The organism is Bacillus sp. BD59S, assembly GCF_007363175.1.
In the GTDB taxonomy this organism is placed as follows: Bacteria; Bacillota; Bacilli; order Bacillales; family Bacillaceae_G; genus Bacillus_A; species Bacillus_A pacificus.
Genome location: NZ_CP034686.1, coordinates 1870313 through 1897015 on the forward strand (window position 1 = coordinate 1870313; position 26703 = coordinate 1897015).

The following is a 26703-nucleotide window of genomic DNA, read 5'->3' on the forward strand; positions in this document are numbered from 1 at the left end:
TAGGTTCCGTGTGTAAAAATATATGGAACCTATTTTCTTTTTCAGATTTGAGCTAGGGACAGGTCTAGTAATATAATTTGTCGAATATTAGAAATTAACAACGGAATATTGAATTTAGAGAATGTTAGGAGCGTTTATACTTGGAAAAAATAAAGGAATTATCAATACCAAATGATGTAAGAGTCATTATTATTTCTGATATTCATGGAGAATTAGATCTTTTTAAGGAATTACTACATAAAGTTAATTTTAAAGATGAAGATTATTTAATTATTAATGGTGATCTTTGTGAGAAAGGGAGAGATAGCATTGGCGTCGTCAACTATGTGATGGGTCTAGTAGTTAGTAAGCCAAATGTTTATGCAATAGAAGGGAATTGTGAGGTTGTAGTTGAAGCGCTTGTAAATGAAAATCCTGCGTTAATAAATTATTTGTGTACGCGAAAGAATACAATTTTTAATGAATGGCTAGCACAATTGAATGTTCCCGCTCATGAAGAAAGTGATATTCGTGAATTGAAAACAAAATTAATGAGCCATTTTTCAAAAGAAATAAAGTGGCTAACAGAATTACCGACAGCGATTGAAACTGAGGATTATATTTTTGTACATGCTGGTCTTGAAGATAGAGAGGATTGGAAAGAAACAGAACGAAAAAATGCGATAGCAATGCCGGAGTTTTTCAATCAATCCCATAAAGCAAATAAGTATGTAGTAGTCGGTCATTGGCCTGTTGTAAACTATTCAGAGAAGGCACCGGCTAACAATCCAGTTATTGATAAGGAAAAAAAGATTATTGCAATTGACGGCGGAAATACGATTAAAGAGGCAGGGCAATTAAATGCATTTATCATTCAGAGGAAACCAACAGGTGATAAGTTTTCTTATACATATGTAGACTACTTCCCTGAGTATGAAGTAATAGCAGATTTTCATGCAGATGCAACAATGCAGGGCGGGGTTACCTATCCACATTATTACGTAGAGCCTATTGAGAAGAAGCAAGATTACACAATATGTAGGCAAAAGGAAACGAATACAATACTTTCTGTGAAAGATGAATACATTAAGCAACTAGATTCAGGTGAATATACAGTGAAAACCGATATTTCTTGTGCGCAAATAAGCGTAAGAAAAGGTGACATTGTTTCTCTTATTGATGGTAGCTGCTCAGGATATGATTTAATTAAAAAAGATGGAGTAGAAGGTTGGATAGAGAAAGGGATTTTAGTCGAGATAGAAAAGACGAAAAAGAAAATATTTAGCTGAAATAGGAGGGATGTAACCTCCTATTTTTTTAATTACTTTTTTAAAGGAGTAGATTGCTTGCTGTCTTTAATAAGTAAATAAATCGTACTCGGTAAAATGATAAGCGTCATTCCTAAAAAAATCGCTAGTATGCCATACCCTCTATACGGAGCAGAAACGATAAATGGGAGCCCCGCTAGGGAAATACCTGCTATCATCATTGAAATATTACAAATATTTGAAGCTCTTTTTTCAAGGTGCTTATCATTCCATTCTAATGAAACGGTTGATTTACTCGTATCAATTTTGGAGCTGAAATAACCTATTAATATAAATAAAAGCCCTAATGCTATAAATATGAAATAATCAAGAGGAAGTGAAAAGCCAAGGGCGATGAGGGTAATGACAATATCGACAAAAAATAAGAATAGTAACATTGTGTTGCCGATCCAATGGAGAAATTTCTGGTTACTCGCTGCTTTAGATAAAGCTAAAAATAAAAAGAATAAGAAGGAACATATAATTATATTTACGATCACAAAAGTACTTTTATCCATTGTTGATGTAGGTGTTCCATTGAAGTCCCATTTCGTAACAATACGTAATGGTAAGAAGAAATAGAGAATAATATTTGTCGTAATAATAGTGAGAAGTAAAGCAATGCTAAATCGATTATTCACTGAATCACCAGCTTTCTACATGAATAATTGGTATCTTATAACAAAATTATACAATATAATAAACGATATCTGTTTTGATTTTTCAGAAAAAATATTATAATTATATATGAAATAAAGAGGAGTGTAGGAGGAAATTATGAAAAGCGTAATCGTAAAAGGGGATAAAGTAACAATTCGTACAATTGAAGAATTAGATATAAAAACATTATGGGATCTCGCATTTAAAGAAGAAAATCCAGAATGGAAAAAATGGGATGCACCGTATTTTCCGTTTTCAATGCAAGAATACTCATCCTATAAGGAGAAGATGCAAACTCGTTTAAAAGAAGAACCTCTATCCAATTTAATTATAGAAAATAACGGTCAAGTTATAGGGACGGTCGGATTTTATTGGGAGTATAAACCGACGCGTTGGTTGGAGATGGGGATTGTCATTTATAATCCGGCTTACTGGAATGGCGGCTACGGTACAGAAGCGTTAACGTTATATCGAGATTTACTATTTGAAAAGATGGAGATTGGTAGAGTAGGGCTCACGACTTGGTCTGGTAATGAACGAATGATGAAAGTAGCGGAGAAAATAGGAATGAGTTTAGAAGGTAGAATGCGCAAATGTCGTTATTATAACGGAACGTACTATGATTCTATTCGAATGGGGATGATTCGTGAAGAATGGGAAGCACTATGTGTAACAAAGGGGTGAAGGGATATGTACGCTATTATTGCTACATTTGATTGTGTGTTTACTAATAAAATTACAGAATTGCAAAATGAATTAACAAATATCATTGGCACAAATCAATTAGCCGGAGTAGAACCTCATATTACGTTAGCTGATTATAATGAGTTAGATGTTCATTTGTATAAGGAGAAATTAGGAGAGTTTGTAGCTATTCAAGAAAATACGGACCCAGTAACTTTTCCTTCTGTTGGAGTTTTTCCTACTAATGGAACGGTCTTTCTAGCACTGACTGTTACTGATGAATTGTTAAAATTTCATCATTCTTATCATGATTATTTTAAAACTTTTCATGACAACCCAAATTCATATTACGTACCGGGAAAGTGGGTTCCGCATTGTACGATTGCAAATAGATTACATACAAATCAGTTTTTAAGTGTAATGGAATACATTTATGAAAAATTTGATTTTGCAACAGCTTCAATTGAAAAATTAAAATTAATTAAGGTGAATTATGAAAATGGTTTTGCCATTTCTTCTAGTATATTAGCAGAATATAAGTTAAAAAGAATGGAGACAACGAGATGACATATGTAATTAGAGAAATGAAGCAAGAAGATATTCATGCTGTACAATCAGTAGCGAAAATAGCTTGGCATGATACATACGAAGGCATTATTCCGAGAGAGATTCAAGACAGTTTTTTAGACGAGGCTTATTCTGATGAAAAAATGAAATATCGTCTTGAGAATACACATTTATTCGTTGCAGAAGAAGAGGGAGAAGTAATTGGCTTTGCAAATTTCTCACCTGTTAGACTGCAAAACGAAGCAGAATTAGGAGCAATTTATTTGTTACCAGATCAACAGGGGAAAGGGATAGGAAGTGCTTTATTACAAAAAGGGTTAACGGTATTAAAAGGAATTCGGAAACTATACATTCATGTAGAAGCAGCGAATGAAAAAGGAAAGCGGTTTTATGAAGCGAAAGGTTTTGCACAATTAGAGGAATTTGAAGAAGATTTTGAAGGACATATGATGCAGACAGTAAGGATGGTTTTATACATATAAGGAGGACTAGAAGTGAAAATTTTTGATTTTAATGAAAAAGTAGGAAAGCAAATCACAGCATTTCAATCTAATTTCATAATGTCGAAAATAGTAAATCATCAAGGGAATATACATATCGGTGCTATGCATTTAAAAGAGAATTGAATAATTGGATATCATGAAGCAGTTGTATCGCAACTGCTTCTTATTGTGGACGGAGAAGGATATGTATGCGGGACAGATAAAGAAAAAGTGAAGGTGGAAGCGGGACAAGCTGTGTTTTGGGAGAAGGGTGAGTTTCATGAGACAAGTACAGAGCATGGATTAATGGCAATTGTTATGGAAGCAGAGGATCTTGAACGAGCGATATTAATGCCTATTAAAGAGGAGAGTTGTGAAAAATGATAGAAAAGGCAAATCGGGAAGAAACGGACGAAATAATACAATATGCAGCTCAATCGCTTTTTGAAGGTACGAGGGGAAATTGTCGTTTAAATACAGAGAAAGCGATTGAAATTACAAGGCCGATTGTAGAAAAGGGAGCGTATTATTTAGTCGTTAAAGAAGAAAACGTTGTAATGGGTTGGATATTAATAGGGGAAAATACGGACTATTTTTCTCATGAAAAACTAGGGTTTATATACGAATTATATGTTTTTCCAGAGTACCGCGGGAAAGGATTGTCAAGAAAGTTAATGGAGGCTGGTATTAAGGAATTACAAAAGAATTATTCAGAAATTCGTTTGAATGTATTTGCTGGAAATTTTGCAAAAGAGATGTACGAAGAGTTTGGTTTTGTTGAAAGACAGGTCATTATGACTTTGAAGTGAGAATAATAGTTTAAACGGGAGAAGAGAAAGAGTGAGAAAAGAAAATGAGTATGTTGCGTATTTACAAAGGTTGTATCCTGAATTACAAATGAATTCTGTTTATATAAATGAAATAGGTCAAAATAATGATGTGTTAATTGTAAATGATAATATAGTATTCCGGTTTCCGAAATATGAAAAAGGTATTCAGAAACTTCGAATAGAAACACAGTTACTAGAGAAAATAAGACCCTTCATTACGCTTCAAATTCCCAATCCAAGTTATCAAGGGTTTCAAAATGAAGTACCAGGGAAAGTATTTGCAGGTTATGAGATGATTGAAGGAGACCCGTTTTGGAAAAATGTTTTTACAGAAATAAATGATGAAAAGCAATTACAGAAACTTGCGTACACATTGGCGAGATTTTTAAAAGAGTTGCATGAAATTCCGTTATCTACATTCGAAGGTATTATGCAATGTGATAGTACTGATATGTATTCAGAAATAAATAGTTTATATAGCCAATTAAAAGAACATGTTTATCCATTCATGAGAAATGTAGCGAGAAAAGAGGTCTCAACATCGTTTGAGTTATATTTAAATGAAAGTAGTCATTTTAACTTTACTCCTAGTCTTGTTCATGGGGACTTTGGCATGACAAACATTTTATATAGTGCAACAAAAAAGAATATTTCAGGGGTCATAGATTTTGGTGGAGCGAGCATTGGAGATCCGGCTTATGATTTTGCTGGAATATTAGCTAGTTATGGAGAAGAGTTTTTACAACTATTTGAAGCCTATTATCCTAACTTAGAAGCAGTAAAGGAGCGAATGTATTTTTATAAGAGTACATTTGCGCTTCAAGAGGCATTATTTGGTTTATTAAATAATGATAAGAAAGCCTTTGAAGCTGGAATAGCAGAGTATGTATAAAAGCCGATTTAAAATCGGCTTTTAATTATCGATACATCGTCCACATCCCAATATCTTTAAACCCTAATCGTTTATAAATTCGTCCAGCAGCTGGATTGTTATAAAATAAACAAAGTGTCCGGCCTTCATCCGTAAAGTCCCGAATCATTTTTTGTAATATAAGCGAAGCATATCCGTTTCCGCGATAATTCGGATGTGTACATACGCCAATTACCATAGCGGATAATGAATTTTCAGCAGATGTAGAGGCTGATGCAATAATAGCGCCGTCTTTTTCAATATAATATGTACGTCCTGTATTTGTTTCGAGAGCTTGTCTTAATATTTTCTCTGATTCATTAGCAGTCGGGAATTCAGAGATGTTACTTCGTAATTGCATAATTCGCTCTACATCATCTAGTGTGGCAAGTTTAATTGTTTCTTGGGCAGGCGTACTAGGTAAGTTGTCGGCATCTAGACATTCACAAAAATACATTTCATTTTTAGTACCTAGTTGTATATTTGAAACGGTTTCAAATCGTTCTACAATAGTTGACTTACCAGAGAGTTTCAGCGGCTTATATGCGGAAAGAAGTGCCCCATAGTCACTTACTACAAACTCTTCTTGACTATACGGTATAAATGCATCATGGAAGCGGAGTAAAATCGATTGTAATGTTCCGTTCTCTTTAAATACGCCCCATAGCTCTTGAAAATCTGTATCATAACCGAAAGCTTCAATATCTCCAATAATAAATAAGTTAAGGGCTGCTTCTTCTTTTAGGTAAGTGAATACTTGTTCATGATCTTTCTTTGATAATTTTCGCATCATAACGAATTGCCCCTTTTTTTATTTTTTCTAAATATTACAACTTAAGTTTTTTGAAAGCAATATAAAATTTTATGTTTAGTTCACAAACTTTCGGAAAAACTAGGAAAGATATGACAAAGGAGGTTATGAACGGTGGATCATCCAATTCAAGGGTTAATGAAAGCAGCAATGGAAAATTTAAAAGAAATGGTCGATGTAAACACGATTGTTGGAGAGCCTGTTCAAACGGCTGACGGTGGTGTAGTGTTAACGGTTTCTAAAGTAGCGTTCGGGTTTGGAGCAGGAGGTTCTGACTTCCAAACGAATGATGGACAAAGAGCGAACGGTAACCCTGCATTTGGTGGCGGTAGCGCAGGTGGTGTTTCTATTACACCAGTAGCATTTCTTGTGGTCAATAAAGATGGAGTAAATATTCTTCATTTACAAAATGCGACACATTTAGCAGAGAAAATGATTGAATTAGCTCCACAAACAATTGATAAAATTCAATCGATGTTCCAAAAAGATGAAAAGAAAGAGGGAAATCATCATCCTCAAAACCCAGATGAAATCCTTTAAAAACGCCTGCTTACGAGCAGGTGTTTTTTCTTGTAATCACTATGTAATAAAACACATGAAATTGTAAATAGTTTTTGAAGTTTTTTCTATGTTTCTAAAATTTTTCATGTTAAAATATGCTATAGAATTGAAACATATAAAACGAAGGTGGCTAGGTGCTTTGTCTGGAGGATCTGACCAAGTAAAGAATATGATATATATTAATGGTAATCGTCGGGGTCATTGTTTTATTACATCAGGAATTACGTTTAAAGAGTTTGCAAGTAACATCCCTTCACCGCTTCATCAAGTGTTGCTTTTGAAGCATAACTTTGAATGGACAGATTTTCATTATCATACTTTATTTGAATATGTTGAGGAAGAAAATATACATAAGTTAATTCAAGCAGAGATTGATGAATTTGATGAATTTTGTTGGGTAGATTTTGATGATGCAAGCGATTTAGATGAACTAGAGCCAAAAGAAATTGCAGAGCTTTTATATTTGGCTCACAAAAAAGAACCACTTGCAAGAACGTTCTTTCCGTTATTGAAAAATAGATTTGTTTATTTTTCACATGATGACGGATGGTACAACAAAGTGTATTATCGTAGAATTGCTGATTTTGTAGGAATGTTAAGTAAAGTCATTCCTTATAAACTCGGTGCTTTCGGTAAGAAACGTTTTTCTTTCTTCCAAAAATCAAAAATTTTCCCAGCAATTTCAAAAGAAGTGATTATGGGGCTTATTCCATTAATGGAAGATGGTCTTTATATTGATCTGGCAGGAAAAATTGAGTCAAGAAGAGGTCTTGAAATTCCGGTATATGTAGTGGGTTCGTATGAAAGTACGGATGAGGTACTAGATAATATCGATGAATTGAAAGAAGAAGCAACAGAGACTGGTTGGCTTATTTTTGATAAGAAAGAACAAGAGTGGCAATGGGTTGTAGACTAAGAAAACTTGGCGCATGCAGTCAAGTTTTCTTGTCTTTTGAAAGGAGTACAAATGAAGAAGTATTATACAATTGTGGGTATTGTAAGTATTATTCTTGTGGCAATTTTACTTATCACTTGTCCAAAAGAATCAGATTTTAAATTGTATCTAGAAGATAAGTATGCATTGAAATGTGATGAGAGTAGTTTTGAATGCACACAAAATGTAGATGGTAAAAAAGAAAAACTAAAATTTGAAAGTACAGATGCACGAAATGGTGTATTCTTTATGACTGTAAAGCAAACATTTAAAACAGAAGCTGGTGTTACGAAAGAATATAGCGGAGTAGGAATGTTTGGTACATTTCTTTTTGTTTCAGAGAAGACTTTCTAGTAATAGAAGGTCTTTTTCTTATGCTTATGTTCATATAGATGAAGTAAGACAAGCATAGGAGGGGTATTGATGAAGAACACATGTATTGTTTGTGGCGGTGAGGAGTTTTTCTCTTCTACATTATACGCACGTACGAAACAAGATTGGGCATATGCACCAAATATGTATCGATTTGAAAAGGTGTTTATTGAGCATCGAGATGAAGAAAATTATCCAGTGTTTCAAGAAATTACAGCGAAACATTGTTGTGGATGTGGTCATATTATGTTGTATCACGAATGAACACACCAAGTATAACTTGGTGTGTTTTTTTAAAACGCTGACAAAGCAAGCGGATAAAGTAAAGTAAATAAAACAGAAAAACTACCAAAACCAATTGCGGTATATCCAAGTGTTCTTGCTCCAAAATTGACAGCTAATAAGCCGACTAAAATCGCAAGAGAACCGAGTGTAACTGGATAAAATGCAATGGAGAAAAGCGAAAGAAATAAAGCGACATAGCCTATCATTGCACCGGTATTTGTACCTTCTATTTCATTTGCGATTTCTTTACGCTTATGTCTAATTGGTATGCCAGCTGGTGATATTTCAGCTGCATACTCTTCGTTTTTTTCACCACTTTTAAAATGATGATTTCTCTTTCTTCGCATGTACATCCCTCTCTTTCAATTGGGTGTATCTATAGTATCTTTCAAAATGAGAAGAGCATGAGTATGAGTTAAACCCAAGTAAAGCAAAAATTGGAGAATAAAGATTCCTTCATTAGCATGTACATCTCCTTATGAAGATAAAACAGGGATTTTGGAAAATGATGTAGAATGAAATGAGTGACAAAACGTGAAGGTAGGGGATTGCATGACAAAATTTAATTGGCATGAGTCAGCAGAGAAAAAATGGGATAGTAGTGCAGAATTTTGGAACCAAAATAGTCAGGAGATGTGGGATAGTGGGAGTAGGAGTACGATTATTCCATTTTTTGAACAATACGTGAAGAAAGAAGCCAAGGTGCTTGACGTTGGTTGTGGTGATGGATACGGTACATATAAATTAAGTCGCGCGGGCTATAAAGCAGTTGGAGTAGATTTATCAGAAGTGATGATTCAAAAAGGGAAGGAGCGCGGAGAGGGACCGGATTTATCCTTTATAAAAGGAGATCTTTCTTCCTTACCGTTCGAAAATGAACAATTTGAAGCAATTATGGCAATTAATTCTTTAGAATGGACCGAGGAGCCATTACAAGCATTAAATGAGATAAAGCGTGTTTTAAAAAGCGATGGGTATGCATGTATTGCAATTTTAGGACCGACAGCAAAGCCACGAGAGAACAGTTATCCTCGTTTATATGGCAAGGACGTTGTTTGTAATACGATGATGCCTTGGGAATTTGAACAGTTAGCGCAAGAACAAGGTTTTGAAGTTGTAGATGGTATCGGTGTATATAAGCGCGGAGTAAATGAGCAGATGTTAGGTCAACTACCTACAGAATTACAACAATCGTTAACATTCTTATGGGTATTTATGTTAAAAAACGTATAAAGAAATGAAAGAATTTTTAGGAGGTAAATAAGTGCAGAAAATACAAAAAACTGATACAATATCATCAGAACCAATTAAAGGGGGACTAGGGTATATGACAACTACTACAACAGTTAAATCCGACATTGAAATCGCACAAGAAGCGAGTATGAAGAAGATTCAAGAAATTGCAGCTGATTTAAATATTTTAGAAGATGAATTAGAGCCATACGGGCATTATAAAGGTAAGCTATCTCTTGATATTTTTAAGCGCTTACAGAATGAGAAAGACGGTAAAGTTGTTTTAGTAACAGCGATTAACCCAACTCCAGCTGGAGAAGGTAAATCAACAGTAACAGTTGGTTTAGGTCAAGCTTTTAATAAAATTGGTAAGAAAACAGTAATTGCACTTCGCGAACCATCTCTTGGGCCAACGATGGGACTAAAAGGCGGAGCAGCAGGCGGTGGTTTTTCACAGGTTGTACCTATGGAAGACATTAACCTTCACTTTACTGGAGATATCCATGCGATCACAACTGCTAATAACGCGTTAGCGGCGTTTATTGATAATCATATCCAACAAGGAAATACACTTGGAATTGATACGCGTAAAATCGTTTGGAAACGCTGTGTTGACTTAAATGATCGTGCCCTACGTAACGTAGTAATTGGTCTTGGTGGACCCGTTCAAGGTGTACCACGTGAAGATGGTTTTGATATTACAGTAGCATCTGAAATTATGGCCGTATTCTGCCTTGCGACAGATATTCAAGATTTAAAAGCACGTCTATCACGCATCGTAGTTGCTTATAATTTTGCAAATCAACCTGTAACGGTTAAAGATTTAGGTGTAGAAGGTGCGTTAACATTATTATTAAAAGACGCATTAAAACCAAACTTAGTACAAACGCTAGAAAATACACCAGCTATCATTCATGGCGGACCATTTGCGAATATCGCTCACGGTTGTAACAGTGTTATCGCTACAACTATGGCAGCAAAATTAGGTGATTATGTTATTACAGAAGCTGGATTTGGTGCTGATTTAGGTGCAGAGAAGTTTTTAGATATTAAAGCTCGTGCAGCTGGTATTAAACCAGAAGCAGTTGTTATTGTTGCGACGATTCGTGCGCTTAAAATGCATGGCGGCGTAGCAAAAGATCAATTAAAAGAAGAAAATGTAGACGCATTAGCAAAAGGTATGGAAAACTTACAGAAGCACGTTGAAACAATTCAAAGCTTCGGTGTGCCTTTCGTAATTGCAATTAATAAATTCATTACAGATACAGATGCAGAAGTTGCATACTTACAAGAATGGTGTAATGAGCGTGGCTATGCAGTATCCTTAACAGAAGTTTGGGAGAAAGGTGGCCAAGGCGGAGTTGACCTTGCTGAAAAAGTGTTAAAAGAAATCGAAAAAGGCGAAAACAACTACGCACCACTTTATGAGTTAGAATTACCATTAGAAGAAAAAATCCGTACAATTGCTCAAAAAGTGTACGGTGCAAAAGATATTGAATTTGCTCCGAAAGCACGTAAGCAATTAGCTCAATATGAAGGAGAAGGTTGGAGTAACCTACCAGTTTGTATGGCGAAAACACAATACTCTCTTTCTGACGATGCAACAAAATTAGGTCGTCCATCTGACTTTATCGTTACAATTCGTGAGTTAAAACCATCTATAGGTGCAGGCTTTATCGTTGCGTTAACAGGTACAATGTTAACAATGCCAGGCCTTCCGAAACAACCAGCAGCATTACAAATGGATGTAAATGAAGATGGAAAAGCAGTAGGTTTATTCTAAAAGGTTGTAATTCATCTCGTTTATCTGTAAACTATATATACATCAAGTGGCGCCTTTCCATCGAAAGGCGCCTGTTTTTTGGAGGAAATTATGTTTGATCCAACTGCTTTTGACAATTTAAAAGTAATCGTAGAAGGTGCTGTGTATGATTTTGATCTACATGGAGATATTCTTGTAACAGATCGAAAAGATATGATGGATCTTGCTTCATTAAGTCGTATATATCATATCTCATTTCAATTAACAGAACCGTTTGAACCGTTAGTAGAAGCAACATTTTCATTATCTGTGGATGCAAAGAACTTGTCTGGTGAAATACTAGAAGTGCCTCAGTTTACACCTGGTTGTGAGATGAAGCTAGCATTTTCATTCCCGTTAGAACAACCAGAAGTAAAATGCGAAGAAATTGAAACATTAATGCGTTCTATATGGGGAAAAGAAAGAATGATTATGCAGAAAGTTTCATACGAATATAATAAGCAAGCGATTTCATATCATAATAAGGTAGAGGTTCTATTTCAAAAAGCGATTACAGAAGACCATGTTGATGATTTAATAGCTGTTATTTCACACATGATAGAAACGGTGCGAACAATACAGCATTTTCTTCAAAAATAGAGATAAAGGAGAAAAACAAATGATAAAAGATATGCAACCATTTTTACAACAAGCTTGGGAGAAGGCTGGTTTTAAAGAGTTAACTGAAATTCAAAAACAAGCGATTCCAACTATTTTAGAAGGACAAGACGTTATAGCTGAATCTCCAACTGGAACAGGAAAAACATTAGCGTACTTATTACCCCTTTTACATAAAATTAATCCTGAAGTAAAACAGCCACAAGTTGTTGTTTTAGCGCCAACACGTGAACTTGTCATGCAAATTCATGAAGAGGTTCAAAAGTTTACAGCAGGAACTGAAATTTCAGGTGCATCTTTAATTGGTGGTGCCGATATTAAGCGCCAAGTTGAAAAATTAAAGAAACACCCAAGAGTAATTGTTGGTTCACCAGGCCGTATTTTAGAATTAATTCGTATGAAAAAGCTAAAAATGCATGAAGTAAAAACAATTGTATTTGATGAGTTTGATCAAATTGTAAAACAAAAGATGATGGGTGCTGTACAAGATGTAATTAAATCTACGATGCGCGATCGTCAATTAGTATTCTTCTCGGCGACAATGACAAAAGCGGCAGAAGATGCGGCACGTGATTTAGCAGTGGAACCACAATTAGTACGTGTAACACGTGCAGAATCAAAAAGCTTAGTTGAGCATACGTATATCATTTGTGAGCGACGCGAAAAAAATGATTACGTAAGAAGAATTATGCATATGGGCGATGTAAAAGCAGTTGCGTTCTTAAACGACCCATTCCGTTTAGATGAAATTACTGAGAAATTGAAATTCCGTAAAATGAAAGCAGCAGCTCTTCATGCAGAAGCAAGTAAACAAGAGCGTGAAGCGACAATGCGTGCTTTCCGCGGAGGAAAATTAGAAATTCTACTTGCTACTGATATTGCAGCACGTGGAATCGATATTGACGATTTAACACATGTAATTCATTTAGAGTTACCAGACACAGTAGACCAATATATTCACCGCTCAGGACGTACTGGACGTATGGGTAAAGAAGGAACTGTTGTATCTCTTGTAACACCACAAGAAGAGCGTAAATTACTGCAATTTGCGAAAAAACTAGGCATTGTATTTACGAAGCAAGAAATGTTCAAAGGATCATTTGTAGAAACGAAACCGAAAGCACCAAAGAAAAAGAAACCAGCATTTACTGGGAAGAAAAAGCCTAGATAAATAATGTGGAAGGCGTAACTATTTGTAGTTACGTCTTTTTTGTTTGTAATTGAATGACAAAGGAAAAATAACATTACCTGTAGAAACCTACATAGAATATAAAAATCATTAGGGGGAAATGCAATGATTCATAAAGTTGGACAAATTATGTTATATGTAAATAATCAAGATGAGGCAGTCAATTTTTGGACGGAAAAGGTAGGATTTCATGTAGTTGCAGAGGAAGATAACAAACAAGGAATGAGATGGATTGAAATCGCTCCAACTAACGGTGCTGAAACGAGCATTATATTACATAATAAAGAAGTTATCTCTAAGATGAGCCCAGAATTGAATCTTGGTACACCGTCTTTAATGTTCTTCTCAGAAAATCTTGATCAATTATATGCAGATTTAAAAAATAAAAATGTTACTGTTGGCGAAATGGTAACTATGCCTTCTGGTAAAGTATTTAACTTTGCTGATAGTGAAGGGAATTATTTTGCGGTTATGGAAAAGAACAAATAATAATATTACTATGTGAAAATCCCCTTCAAATATATTGAGGGGGATTACATGTTTGAAGTGGATTTTTCATTAGAGAATTGATTAATATAAAATACGCCTTTTTCAATAGCTGTCTCAATATAACCAACGATTTGATTAAACGTAAATACTTGTAAGTCTTCATGCAAATTTTGCTCCGGATACAACATATCTTCAAAAAGATACTTTCGAAAAGAAAAAACGTTTTCTTTAGAAACCTCTTCAATATCGACAATGTGAGCCTCTTGATTGAGAAGAGAGAAGAGCTGTTGTTCTTTATCGTAATGATGAAGCAATTTTGCATTTAACAATTTAAAATCGTTATAGTACATAGGTGCGATCGTTTCATCATTTTCTATTCTATTTTTTAGCCAAGGTAGAAAAAAGCCACTTAGCCAATTATCATCGGCAATGAGATGGGTGTAATAGCCTAAGAGAAAAGGGGAATTCATATGAACTTTATATTTTTGAAAAAAAGAATTGAAATCTATCCTTCGCGTATAGTTTTTCGTCGTGCCTGCGTAAAAATGTGAAGTTCCTTTTTTTTCTGCTGAATGAACTGCATCAGGGGCTACACCTCCAAGTATGAAAGAAGTTTTATCTTGAATACATAATTTCTCGGCAATCCTGTTAGCAATAATAGCATGCATAATTCGTGATCCCATGAATGACACCTCGGTTTCAAGTATTCATTTCAGGAAGATGACTGAACATTTAGTATTACTTTCCCTGTACTTTTTCTACTTTCGACCCATTCATGTGCTTTCCCTGCATCTTGGAGTGGAAAAGATTTTGTAGCCTTGATTTGCAAACGCCCGTCACGCAAATAACGGAATACTTCATTTGCAGTTTCTTGGAGTAGTTCAGGACGTTTTTTTCGTGTAGTTCCAAAGCTAAAACCGAGTATAGAACGGCAACTTGCATGTAAATCTTTCGTATGGAAATTGCCAATTTCACCACTAGCATTACCGAAATGAACGAGGCGACCGTAATAAGCAAGACATTTTAAACTTCTTTCCGAAACAGATCCAGAAATAGAGTCTAAAATGATATTTACGCCTTCTCTATTTGTCAGCTCATTGATTTTCTCTACAAAATCTTCATCTTGATGACAAATAACATAATCAGCTCCGGCATATAAAGCAATTTCTTTTTTTGCTTCACTTCCGACAGTACCGATAACTTTTCCAGCCCCTAATAGTTTTGCAAGTTGAATAGCTGTAGTACCAATTCCGCCAGCAGCCGCATGAATGAGTACTGATTCGCCTTGTTGAATTCTTGCAACATTTGCGAGTAAATTATAGCTTGTAAAAGATACGATTGGACAAGCAGCTGCAGTTTGGAAATTAATTTCATCAGGTAATACGAAAGTAAGATTTTCATTTGCAACAACATATTCAGCGTATGATCCATTTTGAGGAAATGCAATGACACGCTGTCCAGGATAAATATTTTTCACATGAGAACCGACACGTTCTACAATACCAGCGGCATCTATCCCTGGAATAAAAGGTAGTGATTTATTTCCTTTTTTGCCATAACGTGATTTAATATCAGCAAAATTAACACTTGTAGCAACAACACGAATTAAAACTTGATCTTTTGAAATAGCTGGAATATCCACATCTGTATATTTCATCACTTCAGGACCACCGAACGACGTTACAATGATAGCTTTCATTATATATCCTCCTAAATTTGACTATATAAATCATTTTAAGTCTTCATTAGAAATTGGAAAATTATATAATAGTTATGCGTGATTATAAGTGGAGCTTATGAACATATTGAATCATTATATTAATCTATATAAAAAAACTTTTGAAAAAATCGAACGAAATATGGATTACTTGCCAATATATAGTGTAAGACAAAGGAGGGATGGTATATGAAGGATGAAACAGTGTATACAGATTTAATCCAATTAACTTTATCGGGAAATAAAGAAGCGTATAGCGAATTGTATGATAAAACGATTCAAGAAGTATATAAAACAGCACATTTTTTGATTGAAGATAAAACGGATGTAGATGATGTCGTTCAAGAAATATACATACAACTATATGAATCGCTTCGTAAGTATGATAGCGAGAAGCCATTTCGTCCTTGGCTAATTGGACTTGCGATTAAACAAATTCACTCTTATAGAAGAAAGAGGTGGATGCGACTACGAATTATAAAAAAAGCAGAAGAGCAAAGAAAACCAGTACAAATTGATTTTTCTAACGATGTAATAAGTAAAATATCAAATCAAAAACTAATCGAACTTATTCATAAATTACCGTATAAATTGAAAAAAGTTATTATTTTAAGATACTTACACGATTACTCTCAAGAAGAAGTAGCACAAATATTACATATTCCAATTGGTACTGTGAAATCTAGAATTCATGCGGCATTAAAGAAACTACGTCAAAAAGAGCAAGTAGAAGAAATCTTTTTAGGAGAGGTAGGGAATGTGAAATGAGTTTAGATTGTAAAGTCCGAGAATCTATACAAGAAGAAGCGAAGGGGATTGTTGCACCGCCGGAGTTAAAAGAAAAAGTAATCGTTCAAATAAAAATGAATCGTGGTGGAAGTAAGAGGAAGAAGCGCCTTATCGCAGGAGTACTTGCAGCGGCTTTTTTAATCCCGACAACTGGTTTTGCATATCAATCTATTATGGCAGATGGTATATACGGGTCTTTTGAAAACTTAAAAAAACACGCTGGAACGATGACATTAGAGGCGTATATGCGTTTTAGTGCAAAGCTATCAGAAGCGAAAGATGAAATGGGTACAAAAGAATATGAAGTGTTTACAAAAGAACTAAAGAAATTAACAAATGCAAAGCTTGCGTACGGAGATTCGAACGGTAATATTGATTATGATGCATTATCACCAGCAAAAAGAGAAGAAATGAAAAAGGTAAGTATGGGCCTTCAACCATACTTTGATAAATTAAATGGTCATAAATCAAGTAGAGAAGTATTAACGCAAGAAGAGTTTGATCGCTATATGGAAGCTTTAATGACACATGAAATCGTACGAGTGAAGACAAAATCAACCGGTGCAATAAAACTAGAAGAAGTACCTGAGGCATATAAAGAAAGATTTATGAAAGCAGAGCAGTTTATGGAGTATGTAGACGAAAAGGTGAGATAAGTAAAAAAGCTCAGAGTCTAAGCTCTGAGCTTTTCTTATTGAAACGTAAATATATTAACCACCTATGCCTTTTGCTAGCAACAGGAAATATGCAACTACTAGTATTATTCCATTTAATGCTGTACCAACTATTCCGAATAACCAATTCTTTGAAGCTATCGCAAAAATAATGCCGAGTAATGAGAGAATACCTAGTATCGAAATAATTAAAGTTAAATTTGCATTAGGCCCTCTTAAAATAAAGAAAGAAAATATGCTTGCGAGGAACATTAGACACGAGAATCCAAAAAATCTATACATAATAATTCTCCCTTGATTGAAATGTAATTTGACTTAGTACGTGATTCCTTTTATTTTAACATAAATTTCCTTTTCTCATGTGTAGCGACTTTTACAAGTAATATTGCATTTATAAATAAACCGCCGAAACCAATGACATTTAAGTATTGGTTATCAATTATATTTTTTCATATTTGCAATGTCTTTTTTTATAAAACAATCTAAAAGGGAATAACCAGCTATTAAACTAATAATCGTAACAAAAGTTGTATTTATGAGAATAATATTAACTAAATAAGGTAGGTATTCGCCAAGTGGTGAAAAGAGTAGTGCTGGGGAAAAGGAAATGAATAGTGTAGGTACTGTAATAGCAATAAATTTATCCGGTTGAAAGCTCCAGTTTTGTTTACTCGTTTCGCGATTAATAGATTGAAGGAATCGTAATAAAATACCGACTATAAGAGGGAAGAGTGTAAAGTAGAATAATCTTGGATAAACGTTAAAGTTCACTTGCGCGTCTGTATCTAAATAAAATTGAATTTTCACTCCGACAAATAATAATAAGACGATAAATAATGTGAAGCAGAGGTATAGCATCACTTTTTGCATTACATTCCACCATCCTTTACTCAAAATATATTCAAAAAAAGAAGAGATATACAATAACGAATGTTGTATATCTCTTCTTTTACTGTTAGTTAATAGTGGAGTTTGCCTTTTCTTGCTTCGTGAAATAATCTATAATGCCCATCGCACTAATTTCTATATCTAGATGTAAAATGTTATAAACGGAATGATCTGATGGAACGTTTAACTTTGTAAGGTGAGAAGAGACCTTATCCATTAATACAGTTTGCAAAGCTTTAGTAGCCTCATCGAAATCATTATATTTTTCAAAGACCTCTTTACCAGTATGAACGAAAATAGGTAACCAATGTTCTAGTTGGTTATATACTTCTGTAACATTGGATGATGCACCGTAATGGCCGAAATAAATTGTATCTACATTCATACTTTGAATGTGATTTTTAGAAGCAATCATCGCATCTGGCTGGAATTGTGAAGGGGATGTTGATGGTAGATATAGTTCCACACCAAGGTCTGCAAGTTCTCTATAATAAATTCCAATTGTATCACCAGTAAAAATGCCATTTGTTAATGAATCGTGAATGCTAATATGGTGCTTCGCATGTCCCGGTGTATCATAAAATGTAAGGGTGCGGTCTTCTGCAATTTGTAACGTATCACCATGTTGTACAATACGAACACGTTCTTCTTCAATTGGAAGAATTGGATCGAAAAGTTTATCGAAATCTTCTTTGTACACAGCTTTTGCGCCTAAAATAAGTTTTGTTGGATCAATCATATGACGAGCACCGCGAGAATGCACATATAAAGTAGCATTTGGGCACTTTTCCATCATTAAACCAGCAGCACCGGCGTGATCTAAATGAACATGTGTAACGATAATGTTTTTAACTTCGATTAAATCAATATATAATTGTTGTAAGCCGTCTAAAATATACGGAAGAGAAGGGGCTGCACAAGTTTCAATTAAAGTAATATCATCACCTAATAAAACGTACGTACCAGTTCGTTCATTATGTTGTAAATCAAAATCATCAATCAGATATAGGTGAGAAGATAATTGCTCTACTTTTTTCATCTTTACCACTCCTTATATACGGTATGTAACTATTATACGCTAAAAATACAAAAAGGCAGAAAACGAAAGATTCGTCTTCTGCCTTTTTGTAATGTTCTTATTGCCTTTGTTGTTTATTGATAGACATAACGAACAGCCCAACAATGCCGCCAACTAATGGAAGGATAATTTCTCCTGCTAAATTAAAGTAGGAGCTTAAAAATAAACCATTTACATCGATTACCCAACCAATCACATACAATAACATCATATATAGTACGAAATAAAACTCGCGATTTGAAATCGTTTCATGTTGTGCAGTTTTCATATTGAATACCATCCTTTTCTATCATAATAGAATATAAACTGTCACATTTTGTTCACATTTCAATTGTAAAACTTTCCAACAGAAAAGTCTAGTAGTTTGTGTCGAATTTTCGAACAAAAATAAAGCGCTATCATGATATCTTGTAAGTACGTAATAAGAGCTGTATATTCACGAATGTAGTATAGTATAAACATAGAATGATAGTGAAGAGAGGGGCAAGGATAATGACAGTTTATGATTTTTCAGCTAAAACGATAACAGGGGAAGATAAATCGTTAAAAGATTACGAAGGAAAAGCGCTTCTTATTGTAAATGTAGCTAGTAAATGCGGGTTTACACCACAGTATAAAGGATTACAAGAAGTGTATGATAAATATAAAGAACAAGGGCTAGAAATACTCGGTTTCCCATGTAACCAATTCGGAGGACAAGAACCAGGTACAGAAGCAGATATTACAAGCTTTTGTGAATTAAACTACGGTGTAAACTTCCCAATGTTTGCAAAAATTGATGTAAAAGGTGAAAAGGCTCATCCTCTGTATACATACATGACAGAACAAGCACCAGGTTTACTCGGTATGAAAGCAGTAAAATGGAACTTTACAAAATTTTTAATTGGAAAAGACGGAAAAGTAGTAGGGCGTTTTGCACCGCAAACGAAGCCGGTTGATTTAGAGGTTGAGATTGAGAAGGTACTTGGCGAATAACTAGGAGTTTCACTTTATTAAAAAATGCCTCAAAGAACTATTTTGTTCTTTGAGGCATTTTTTTACATTCACATTGTCAATATTAAATCGCTGAATGGAAGTCATTTGATTTAGGCGGAGAAGCAGCTTTTTTCATAAGCACTTCCCATAAGTGTACGGATTTTTCCCATTCTGTTGCGGCTTGTCCTTTTTGATATATAGCACTCTCATAACTGAAAGTAAGTTGTTGCATATCATTCGAGTTGTAAAGTGTATCGATATGGAGAGCATATTCTCGGAATGTTTGACTTTCCTCTCGGGGTATACCAGTTCTCGCAAACTGTTTCAAAAGTGCACTGTAAGCTTTACTATAAATAGCATCATCTTTTCGATATTTATAGTAAAGAATGATAAAAAATGTAATCCATTTCATTCTAGTAGCGAAGAGAGTGTAGCCGATGATACTAATTGGTATTGTAGAAAGGAATACGTACCACCAAGAAAATTTATTTTTAGCATTTGTAATTTTGTTAGTAGGCGTTTCTTCAGTATCTTCTATTAAACTTTTAAGCTTTGCTTCATTGTTTCTTTGGTGCATTTGCGCGTTTTGAGAATTAGTTTCTTCGCTATTTTGTAAAGTAGGAGCAGGAGTATTATTTATAAAATTATAGGGATTCGTAAATCCTTTTGTCGGTTCGAATGGAATCCATCCGTATCCAGGGAAATATACTTCGACCCAAGAGTGTGCGTTATCGTTCGCGATTTTATAAACATCCTCACCTTCAGCACCCACCAGCGTATTATCAAGAGTTCCTTCTGTATAACCTTTTACCCAGCGAGCAGGAATTCGAGCAGAACGAAGTAACACGATCATAGATGTCGAGAAATTATTACAGTAGCCGCTTTTTGTATCGAAAAGAAATTGATCTACATAATCTTGGTTTTGGGCAGGGAATGAGACATTCGTTGTTTCATATACAAAAGAATGGTCGGTGAAATAGTTTTCAATAGCTAATACTTTATCGTATCGGGTGTCTTTATCCTTTGTTAGACTACTAGCTAAGTCTCTTACTCGCTGCGGTAATGCTTCTGGAAGTTGCGTGTACTTTGTCATGAAATAAGGATTTGATTCTTGGCCTTCATTCGTTTTTACAGCTTTTAAGTTTTCTATGGAAAACTCCGGGACCTCATACGTTACTTTATATGAATGTAAAGTAGTAGAAGAATCTCCATCCATCGTATAGATTTTTTCAGAAAATGGGTCAACGCTGTATGATACATCTGAAGAAGCCTCAACTGATATTAACCCTGCTGGATAGGTAAGGTGAGGATAACTTTTTTGCATGTTGATTGTTGCCTTTGTTGTCTCCGTTTTTGTATTTTGTTCGTACCAGCTCACGACGTCATTTTTATTTTTAAAAGAAACCTTCTTTTGATTTTCAGAAACTTCCCAGCCTTTTCCGGTATAAAAATCTTTCGTTTCGACTCTCCAATATTGTTTGTTTTGTGTTGCTGCTGTAAAAACAATTGTAGGATCTGCCTTAAAAGGACCACCTAATCGCGAGTCATCTAAACCATATCCAATTTTAGAAACTTCTTGTTTTTTACTTGCTTCGGATGTGTTGAATTGTAAAAAATCCATTGGGTTTGGCCATTGAGGGCCAAATTTTGGAGCAAAGTATGCGATTGTTGCTGACAATACAATAAATAATGTAAGAGGTCTAAGTAATTTTGAGATTTCTCTAGCATAATTTTGTAACTGTTCCATTTCTTTTATTCGTTCTGTGCGGATAAGACTAAGCATAAAAAAGCCGATGACAACAGTACGAATAATAGCGTAGTTTGCATTGTATAAATGTAAGTTATGAAAAATGGTGATATAAATAATAGTCAATATAAGAAATAACAACCCACGTTTTTTATGAATCATCCAAAAAGAGATGAAAGCACTCAAAAACCAAAATGATAAAAAAAATAAAAGTGTTGGAAAAACTGGAGAAATATCTAGCAAATTCCCTTGAAATAACAGAGAAGAATTTTGAGAAATATCATTAAAAAATTTTGTTAACCAAGATGGATTTATAAAAGCATTTTTATAGTATAGGAAATGAATGATGAATAAAATCGTGAAGACTTTTATTGGAATCTGCCACTTTGTTTGAAAAAAAGAGAGAGTGAAGCAAATCCCTATAAATATTACAAAAATATCTAATCTACCTACATTTGTAATACCTATAAGGGGGCTTAGCCATTCTAGTAAAAGTAGAAATGCGCATACATGCATGAAAAATCTAGTCATATCCCATTGTTTTTTTGTCTGTAATGTTATCATTTGCTCACCTCAAAAAACACGTTTGTATACTGGTTTCCATAAACTACATTTACAAATATTTTTCGTTTTTGTAGAGTTTCTAGAATACTAAGTTCGCGATGTGATAGTTGATTTGCTTTTTCTTTTACGACAAACACCATTAATTTTCTATTTTTTATAGCAGCATAGTCAGCTGCCTTTTGAATATCGGGAGAAAGATCACTTGTCACGAGTATAATTGTTACGGGCTCATAAACTTTTCTTAATTCCATTTCTACACTTCGGGAGAGTGGGAATACACTGTCCGCTTGTACTTTTGCTAAATGACAAAAGATTTGATGTAACTGACTATCTCCATTGTCTAAAGGGAAAAAAGTTCGTTCTTTTCCGACAGATACGAATGACGCCGGTGAATTTTGCTTCAAAACAGATCTGACAATAGAGGCAGTAAATGTGACGACTGATTCGAATAGAGGGGATGGGGTTCTGTCCATGAATATCATAATATTATGGCTGCGCTGTTGTTCAAATTCTTTCGTCATAATATTGTTCGTTCGTGCAGTTGCTTTCCAATCAATCCATGAAAAGCGGTCACCAGGTTTATAGTCTCTCACACCGACAGAAATGGTAGAGTCTTTTACTAAATTTATATTTGCTGAAAGTGCTCCTTGTTCAAAATGATTTTCCATTTGTCGATATGTTATATCTACATACTGAGGGTAGACTAAAAATGTATCTGGAACTGAAAAAATTACTTCTTTCTCCATTATACCGAATAGATCGCCAGTTTTCACACGTACGCTTGAAAAAGTATGCTCTCCTCTAGGGATTGTGTCGATTGCATATTGAAACGAAATATTTCGTTTCAATCCTGGAAAGAGTATTACTTTATTCATCTTCGTTTGTTTACACTTTGTAAATTGTGATGGTAATTCATCTTCTATAATTAAATAAAGTAATGGAAAAGGAAATCTTCTTTTTATTGTAATGGTGCTTAAAAAAGGTTCTCCTGCTGTATATTCGTCTTGATTTGTTATTCGTTTTACTTCAGCGTTCCGCAAAGCATAGAAGGGGAGTAATAGTGAATAAAGGCCAATAGGAATCATACTGTAAAACAAAAACCAACTTACAAATCCTCCTTGAAGCATAGCGTATAAAAATGTTAAGACTAGGCATAACGGAATGAATGATAACTTAGTAAAATGATAGAGTACTCGTAGAATCCTTTTCATCAAAGGTTCATCTTCCTTTGGGTAGGCACGGTAGTTCGTGCAACGATTTTTGCGATAACTTGTTCTCCTGTTATTCCTTCAAATTTTGCTTCCATTTTTAAAATGAGTCTGTGAGCCAACACGTAAGGAGCTAAAAATTTAACATCGTCTGGAATAACATAATTTCTGCCATGGATAAATGCATAAGCTTGTGAAGCTTTCATTAAAGCAATCGAGCCACGCGGACTTGCGCCTAGTTGTATAGAACTATAAGACCGAGTTTGACTAACAAGCTTTACAATGTAATGCTTAATCGCTTTGTCCACGCTTATTTCCCGTACGCTTTGCTGTAAATAAAGTAATTCTTCTATTGTAGTAATAGCTTGTAAATGGGAGAGGGGGTTTGTTTTTTCCATCCGGTTTAAAATTTCAAATTCTTCTTCTTGTGTAGGATATCCCATTTTTAGTTTCAACAAGAAACGATCGAGCTGTGCTTCTGGTAAAGGATATGTTCCCTCATATTCGACAGGATTTTGTGTAGCCATTACAAAGAATGGCTTGGGTAACGGTCTTGTCATACCATCAATTGTAATATTGCCTTCTTCCATACTTTCAAGTAAGGCGGATTGTGTTTTGGGAGATGTACGATTAATTTCATCAGCAAGTATAAAATTCCCCATGATTGGTCCAGGCTTGAACTCAAATTGGAGCTCTTTCGGATTGTAAATAGAAACACCTGTTACATCTGATGGAAGTAAATCAGGTGTAAATTGAATACGTTTGTAATCAGCATCAATAGATTTAGAAAGAGCACGTACTAACATCGTTTTCCCAACGCCAGGAACATCTTCTAATAGTACATGACCTTCAGCTAAGAGAGCTGTTAAAGCTAATAGTGTTTCTTTTCGCTTTCCGACCATTAACTTTTCAATATTGTTAATTATTTTTTCTATAATGGGATGTAATGAATCAAGCTGGTGCATCGTAATCCTCCTAATGTGTTATTATCGTTTTCTAATCTATTTAGCGGAAAATAGAATGTATCCATCTAATTGAGGGCAGTAAAGATTTCATCTTTAATTTAAGAATATTCAGATTATTTATTCTGATTACATCTAGTATAATTGTTTCCGTAACTTAGGGCAATATGGTAAATAATGATTTGTAGTTTAATGTGAAAAGAGAAGCGGATAGGAAATGTAGTTATTTGGATTGAGAGGGTGATGAAGCGTGAATAAAAGTAGGACAGGAGTATTGTTACTCATGTCCTGCTTTTATTTATGCCTTTGTAATGGCACGCGGAAATAAAACATTATTTTCTTTCATGAATTGCATCAATAAGTGGCTTATTACCACTACAACAAAAATCTATATGATTTAAAAAGATCACTAGCTTTCGGAAATTGTGTAACAATCTCACCAGCAATTGAACTCTCAGTAAATGTATGTTCCATATGAATGCCTCCATAAAGTTTAAATGTAATATCTAAATTAAGAATAGCGATAAGTGAAAAACAACGTGGTGATTGAAATCACTTATTATGTATCTGATTTGAGAATAATAGGATTATTCTTCAACAGAGGACATTATAGAAAAGATGGCGAAGAATTTTGGAATAGGAAGTATATCTTTTATAGGAGGTTTTTGTGGAATATGTTTATCATATGGTACCAGAAGAACTAAAAGGAGAATATTTAATCCCATTAAATGAATTGAAAAGTGTATATCTAAATTTATACGGTGAGTATATACAAAAATATAAAGATCATCCTCAAAGGGAGAACTTATTAACACGTAAAATACCAAAATTAGAATGTTTATGGAATGATGTTGTGCATTTTTTACCATTGAATCCTTATGAGATTTATAAAGTATCACTGGAAATAGGAATAAACCTTCATACAAATAAACTGTTTTATAAAGTTCCTATTGGCGCATTGAAGGGTCAGTGTATGGCAATATACAAGTATTCAAAGCATAATTGGGGTGGAACAAATAGAGAATTAAAAGAATGCGAAATAGAAATCATCAACTTTAATGAATATAGAGAATTAAAGCAATTAAATACCTGCACCAAAGAATATTACAGGGAGGAATATGAAAAGGGTAGAAGATTTGGGATGTTTCACTTAATTCCACATGTTCTTGTCAAAGGAAAAATAGAGGTGAAAAATCTTGAAATAATAAATTGGAGTATTGCTCCAGTTAATGATTAATATTACAAGCATTTAAAAAATAAGATGCCAATTTGAATTGATATATGGCTTACAAGAATGGAAGAGTAATAACTATACGTAATAGTAAAAAAGAAGCTTACTAGAAGCTTCTTTTTTACTATTATTTTTCACATGCAACTCCATCGCCATCACGATCAAGATGTGAGGCATAACCTGGTTGTCCTTTATATAGGGGAGCTTTCCCAGCAGCTCTAACTGCAGCACAATTTTTGTAATATGCACTACTAGTATTTCCTGAAGCAGGTTGTGTTTGAGTTTGCTGTGCTTTTTGTTCTTCTTGTTGTTTACGGGCTTGCTCATCAGCTAGACGTTTTTGCTCTTCTTGTTGTTTACGAGCCTGTTCATCAGCCTGGCGCTTTTGTTCCTCTTGTTGTTTACGAGCTTGTTCATCAGCCTGGCGCTTTTGTTCCTCTTGTTGTTTACGAGCCTGTTCATCAGCTAGACGTTTTTGCTCTTCTTGTTGTTTACGAGCTTGTTCATCAGCCTGGCGCTTTTGCTCTTCTTGTTGTTTACGAGCTTGCTCTTCGGCTTGGCGTTTTTCATCCTCTTGCTTACGAGCTTGTTCATCAGCTAGACGCTTCTCGTCTTCTTGTTTTTGAGTCTTTTCGTTCTCTTCTTTCTTTTCAAGTTCTTTTTTCTTCTCATTCTCTTTTTGTTCTGCATTGTTAGAAGCAATTTTTTTACTAGTTGCTGTCGTCTTTTCAGAAGAAGGAGCTGAAATATTTAATAATGCAACAAAAATGACAAATAAAATAGCTGTGATAATAAATTGTTTTTTTGCTACACCAGTCTTTTTAATTACAGATAAGATTGCTAGCACAAGGAAGAAAACAAATAAAACAAAACTTAAAATAGAAAAGAATTCAACAATTGGGTTATTAGAAGTCTCAGCACTAGTTATTATTAATACAATCGAAATCATAAAAAGAATAACGGCAGGACGACCATATTGTTTTGCTTTTCCATTTTTCTTGAAAAACGAGATGATACATAGAATGAAAAGAATAAAAGCAATAAAAAATAAAGCTGCACCAATATTACTCAAAATCGTCATTTTTATACCTCCATTTGTAAGATTTTCACTATTGATTATATAGGAATTTATTGGATAGTACACGATTTATATAAATT

Annotated in this window: 32 protein-coding genes and 2 pseudogenes; 20 read left to right on the plus strand and 14 right to left on the minus strand. The window is 34.4% G+C overall.

The features are described 5' to 3' along the window. The first annotated feature begins 140 nt into the window (after nt 1-140). A complete protein-coding gene (locus EKQ63_RS11690) occupies nt 141-1268 on the plus strand; it encodes a metallophosphoesterase (RefSeq protein WP_087952756.1) in 1128 nt (375 codons plus the stop codon). Between the two features lie 32 nt (nt 1269-1300). Here EKQ63_RS11690 and EKQ63_RS11695 read toward each other — a convergent pair whose 3' ends face one another. Beyond that, complete coding sequence (locus EKQ63_RS11695; protein ID WP_088327333.1) at nt 1301-1927, minus strand: DUF1648 domain-containing protein; 627 nt, start codon at nt 1925-1927, stop codon at nt 1301-1303. 136 nt (nt 1928-2063) lie between these two features. On the opposite strand from EKQ63_RS11695, the gene EKQ63_RS11700 reads away from it, so the two are divergent. The 6 genes and pseudogenes from EKQ63_RS11700 (at nt 2064) to EKQ63_RS11725 (ending at nt 5401) form a co-directional block, all read left to right on the plus strand. Then, a complete protein-coding gene (locus EKQ63_RS11700; protein ID WP_087952752.1) occupies nt 2064-2630 on the plus strand; it encodes a GNAT family N-acetyltransferase in 567 nt (188 codons plus the stop codon). A 6-nt stretch (nt 2631-2636) separates the two neighbouring features. Next, on the plus strand, nt 2637-3197 hold the full coding sequence (locus EKQ63_RS11705) for a 2'-5' RNA ligase family protein (RefSeq protein WP_088327335.1): 561 nt from the start codon (nt 2637-2639) through the stop codon (nt 3195-3197). Further along, nucleotides 3194-3679 carry a GNAT family N-acetyltransferase gene (locus EKQ63_RS11710; protein ID WP_000222822.1) on the plus strand — a complete coding sequence of 162 codons (486 nt, stop codon included), beginning with the start codon at nt 3194-3196 and terminating at the stop codon, nt 3677-3679. The genes EKQ63_RS11705 and EKQ63_RS11710 overlap by 4 nt, the downstream gene beginning before the upstream one ends. Before the next feature lie 12 nt (nt 3680-3691). Continuing rightward, nucleotides 3692-4063: pseudogene (locus tag EKQ63_RS11715) on the plus strand (cupin). After that, complete coding sequence (locus EKQ63_RS11720; RefSeq protein WP_000570288.1) at nt 4060-4488, plus strand: GNAT family N-acetyltransferase; 429 nt, start codon at nt 4060-4062, stop codon at nt 4486-4488. Before EKQ63_RS11715 ends, EKQ63_RS11720 begins: the two are co-directional and overlap by 4 nt. Before the next feature lie 31 nt (nt 4489-4519). Beyond that, nucleotides 4520-5401 (plus strand): phosphotransferase family protein, encoded by an 882-nt coding sequence (locus tag EKQ63_RS11725; protein ID WP_143881050.1) that lies wholly within the window; start codon nt 4520-4522, stop codon nt 5399-5401. Between the two features lie 25 nt (nt 5402-5426). Here EKQ63_RS11725 and EKQ63_RS11730 read toward each other — a convergent pair whose 3' ends face one another. Next, on the minus strand, nt 5427-6212 hold the full coding sequence (locus EKQ63_RS11730; RefSeq protein ID WP_071724628.1) for a GNAT family N-acetyltransferase: 786 nt from the start codon (nt 6210-6212) through the stop codon (nt 5427-5429). 132 nt (nt 6213-6344) lie between these two features. Between EKQ63_RS11730 and ytfJ the strand changes: the two genes are divergently transcribed. The 4 genes from ytfJ to EKQ63_RS11750 all read left to right on the plus strand — a co-directional run bounded on the left by ytfJ (nt 6345) and on the right by EKQ63_RS11750 (nt 8361). Beyond that, nucleotides 6345-6770 (plus strand): GerW family sporulation protein, encoded by a 426-nt coding sequence (gene ytfJ / locus EKQ63_RS11735; RefSeq protein ID WP_000349987.1) that lies wholly within the window; start codon nt 6345-6347, stop codon nt 6768-6770. Nucleotides 6771-6930: 160 nt separating this feature from the next. Then, nucleotides 6931-7707 (plus strand): oxalate:formate antiporter, encoded by a 777-nt coding sequence (locus EKQ63_RS11740; RefSeq protein ID WP_000014090.1) that lies wholly within the window; start codon nt 6931-6933, stop codon nt 7705-7707. Nucleotides 7708-7758: 51 nt separating this feature from the next. Further along, nucleotides 7759-8079 carry a hypothetical protein gene (locus tag EKQ63_RS11745; protein WP_000761181.1) on the plus strand — a complete coding sequence of 107 codons (321 nt, stop codon included), beginning with the start codon at nt 7759-7761 and terminating at the stop codon, nt 8077-8079. 69 nt (nt 8080-8148) lie between these two features. Continuing rightward, entirely contained in the window at nt 8149-8361 is a 213-nt protein-coding gene (locus EKQ63_RS11750; protein WP_000798747.1) for a hypothetical protein, read from the plus strand. A 29-nt stretch (nt 8362-8390) separates the two neighbouring features. Here EKQ63_RS11750 and EKQ63_RS11755 read toward each other — a convergent pair whose 3' ends face one another. Further along, nucleotides 8391-8729 carry a hypothetical protein gene (locus EKQ63_RS11755; RefSeq protein ID WP_001253199.1) on the minus strand — a complete coding sequence of 113 codons (339 nt, stop codon included), beginning with the start codon at nt 8727-8729 and terminating at the stop codon, nt 8391-8393. A gap of 187 nt (nt 8730-8916) precedes the next feature. Here EKQ63_RS11755 and EKQ63_RS11760 point away from each other — a divergent pair, with 187 nt between their 5' ends. From EKQ63_RS11760 to EKQ63_RS11780, 5 genes are all read left to right on the plus strand, one after another. Continuing rightward, nucleotides 8917-9615 carry a class I SAM-dependent methyltransferase gene (locus EKQ63_RS11760; RefSeq protein WP_143881051.1) on the plus strand — a complete coding sequence of 233 codons (699 nt, stop codon included), beginning with the start codon at nt 8917-8919 and terminating at the stop codon, nt 9613-9615. Between the two features lie 94 nt (nt 9616-9709). Next, nucleotides 9710-11398, plus strand: a complete 1689-nt coding sequence (locus EKQ63_RS11765; protein ID WP_011040261.1) for a formate--tetrahydrofolate ligase — start codon at nt 9710-9712, stop codon at nt 11396-11398. Between the two features lie 90 nt (nt 11399-11488). Beyond that, complete coding sequence (locus EKQ63_RS11770) at nt 11489-12016, plus strand: hypothetical protein (RefSeq protein WP_000460219.1); 528 nt, start codon at nt 11489-11491, stop codon at nt 12014-12016. Between the two features lie 19 nt (nt 12017-12035). Then, the gene (locus EKQ63_RS11775) at nt 12036-13205 is read left to right on the plus strand and encodes a DEAD/DEAH box helicase (RefSeq protein ID WP_000588613.1); all 1170 of its coding nucleotides are present in this window, start codon (nt 12036-12038) and stop codon (nt 13203-13205) included. 123 nt (nt 13206-13328) lie between these two features. Further along, entirely contained in the window at nt 13329-13712 is a 384-nt protein-coding gene (locus EKQ63_RS11780; protein WP_000581472.1) for a VOC family protein, read from the plus strand. A 44-nt stretch (nt 13713-13756) separates the two neighbouring features. Here EKQ63_RS11780 and EKQ63_RS11785 read toward each other — a convergent pair whose 3' ends face one another. Together EKQ63_RS11785 and EKQ63_RS11790 are read right to left on the minus strand one after the other, a co-directional pair. Beyond that, nucleotides 13757-14395, minus strand: a complete 639-nt coding sequence (locus tag EKQ63_RS11785) for a zinc dependent phospholipase C family protein (protein ID WP_087952738.1) — start codon at nt 14393-14395, stop codon at nt 13757-13759. A gap of 29 nt (nt 14396-14424) precedes the next feature. Then, a complete protein-coding gene (locus EKQ63_RS11790; RefSeq protein ID WP_087952736.1) occupies nt 14425-15411 on the minus strand; it encodes a quinone oxidoreductase family protein in 987 nt (328 codons plus the stop codon). 207 nt (nt 15412-15618) lie between these two features. Here EKQ63_RS11790 and EKQ63_RS11795 point away from each other — a divergent pair, with 207 nt between their 5' ends. Together EKQ63_RS11795 and EKQ63_RS11800 are read left to right on the plus strand one after the other, a co-directional pair. Further along, nucleotides 15619-16197 (plus strand): sigma-70 family RNA polymerase sigma factor, encoded by a 579-nt coding sequence (locus EKQ63_RS11795; RefSeq protein WP_044792604.1) that lies wholly within the window; start codon nt 15619-15621, stop codon nt 16195-16197. Further along, nucleotides 16194-16874, plus strand: coding sequence for a DUF3600 domain-containing protein (locus EKQ63_RS11800; protein ID WP_087952734.1), 681 nt, complete (start codon nt 16194-16196; stop codon nt 16872-16874). Before EKQ63_RS11795 ends, EKQ63_RS11800 begins: the two co-directional genes overlap by 4 nt. Before the next feature lie 54 nt (nt 16875-16928). Here the strand turns inward: EKQ63_RS11800 and EKQ63_RS11805 are convergent, their stop codons facing one another. The 4 genes from EKQ63_RS11805 to EKQ63_RS11825 all read right to left on the minus strand — a co-directional run bounded on the left by EKQ63_RS11805 (nt 16929) and on the right by EKQ63_RS11825 (nt 19126). Then, complete coding sequence (locus EKQ63_RS11805) at nt 16929-17174, minus strand: hypothetical protein (protein ID WP_000285541.1); 246 nt, start codon at nt 17172-17174, stop codon at nt 16929-16931. A 153-nt stretch (nt 17175-17327) separates the two neighbouring features. Then, complete coding sequence (locus EKQ63_RS11815; RefSeq protein ID WP_087952732.1) at nt 17328-17762, minus strand: hypothetical protein; 435 nt, start codon at nt 17760-17762, stop codon at nt 17328-17330. An 85-nt stretch (nt 17763-17847) separates the two neighbouring features. Next, nucleotides 17848-18828: an MBL fold metallo-hydrolase gene (locus tag EKQ63_RS11820; protein WP_143881052.1), complete on the minus strand. Its 981-nt coding sequence runs from the start codon at nt 18826-18828 to the stop codon at nt 17848-17850. A gap of 88 nt (nt 18829-18916) precedes the next feature. Continuing rightward, nucleotides 18917-19126: a DUF3925 family protein gene (locus EKQ63_RS11825; protein ID WP_087952728.1), complete on the minus strand. Its 210-nt coding sequence runs from the start codon at nt 19124-19126 to the stop codon at nt 18917-18919. 224 nt (nt 19127-19350) lie between these two features. Between EKQ63_RS11825 and bsaA the strand changes: the two genes are divergently transcribed. Further along, nucleotides 19351-19833 carry a glutathione peroxidase gene (gene bsaA, locus EKQ63_RS11830; protein ID WP_087952726.1) on the plus strand — a complete coding sequence of 161 codons (483 nt, stop codon included), beginning with the start codon at nt 19351-19353 and terminating at the stop codon, nt 19831-19833. 82 nt (nt 19834-19915) lie between these two features. Here the strand turns inward: bsaA and EKQ63_RS11835 are convergent, their stop codons facing one another. From EKQ63_RS11835 to EKQ63_RS11850, 4 genes and pseudogenes are all read right to left on the minus strand, one after another. Next, on the minus strand, nt 19916-22144 hold the full coding sequence (locus EKQ63_RS11835; protein WP_143881053.1) for a transglutaminase TgpA family protein: 2229 nt from the start codon (nt 22142-22144) through the stop codon (nt 19916-19918). Further along, nucleotides 22141-23355 (minus strand): DUF58 domain-containing protein, encoded by a 1215-nt coding sequence (locus EKQ63_RS11840; RefSeq protein WP_087952723.1) that lies wholly within the window; start codon nt 23353-23355, stop codon nt 22141-22143. Before EKQ63_RS11840 ends, EKQ63_RS11835 begins: the two co-directional genes overlap by 4 nt. Beyond that, nucleotides 23355-24317 carry an AAA family ATPase gene (locus EKQ63_RS11845; RefSeq protein WP_088327353.1) on the minus strand — a complete coding sequence of 321 codons (963 nt, stop codon included), beginning with the start codon at nt 24315-24317 and terminating at the stop codon, nt 23355-23357. Before EKQ63_RS11845 ends, EKQ63_RS11840 begins: the two co-directional genes overlap by 1 nt. Before the next feature lie 335 nt (nt 24318-24652). After that, a pseudogene (locus EKQ63_RS11850) lies at nt 24653-24788 on the minus strand (DUF542 domain-containing protein); the annotation flags it as partial. A gap of 193 nt (nt 24789-24981) precedes the next feature. Here EKQ63_RS11850 and EKQ63_RS11855 point away from each other — a divergent pair. Further along, complete coding sequence (locus tag EKQ63_RS11855) at nt 24982-25551, plus strand: group-specific protein (protein WP_088327355.1); 570 nt, start codon at nt 24982-24984, stop codon at nt 25549-25551. Nucleotides 25552-25672: 121 nt separating this feature from the next. On the opposite strand, the gene EKQ63_RS11860 is transcribed toward EKQ63_RS11855, so the two are convergent. Next, nucleotides 25673-26626, minus strand: coding sequence for an excalibur calcium-binding domain-containing protein (locus EKQ63_RS11860; RefSeq protein ID WP_088327357.1), 954 nt, complete (start codon nt 26624-26626; stop codon nt 25673-25675). Between the last annotated feature and the right edge of the window lie 77 nt (nt 26627-26703).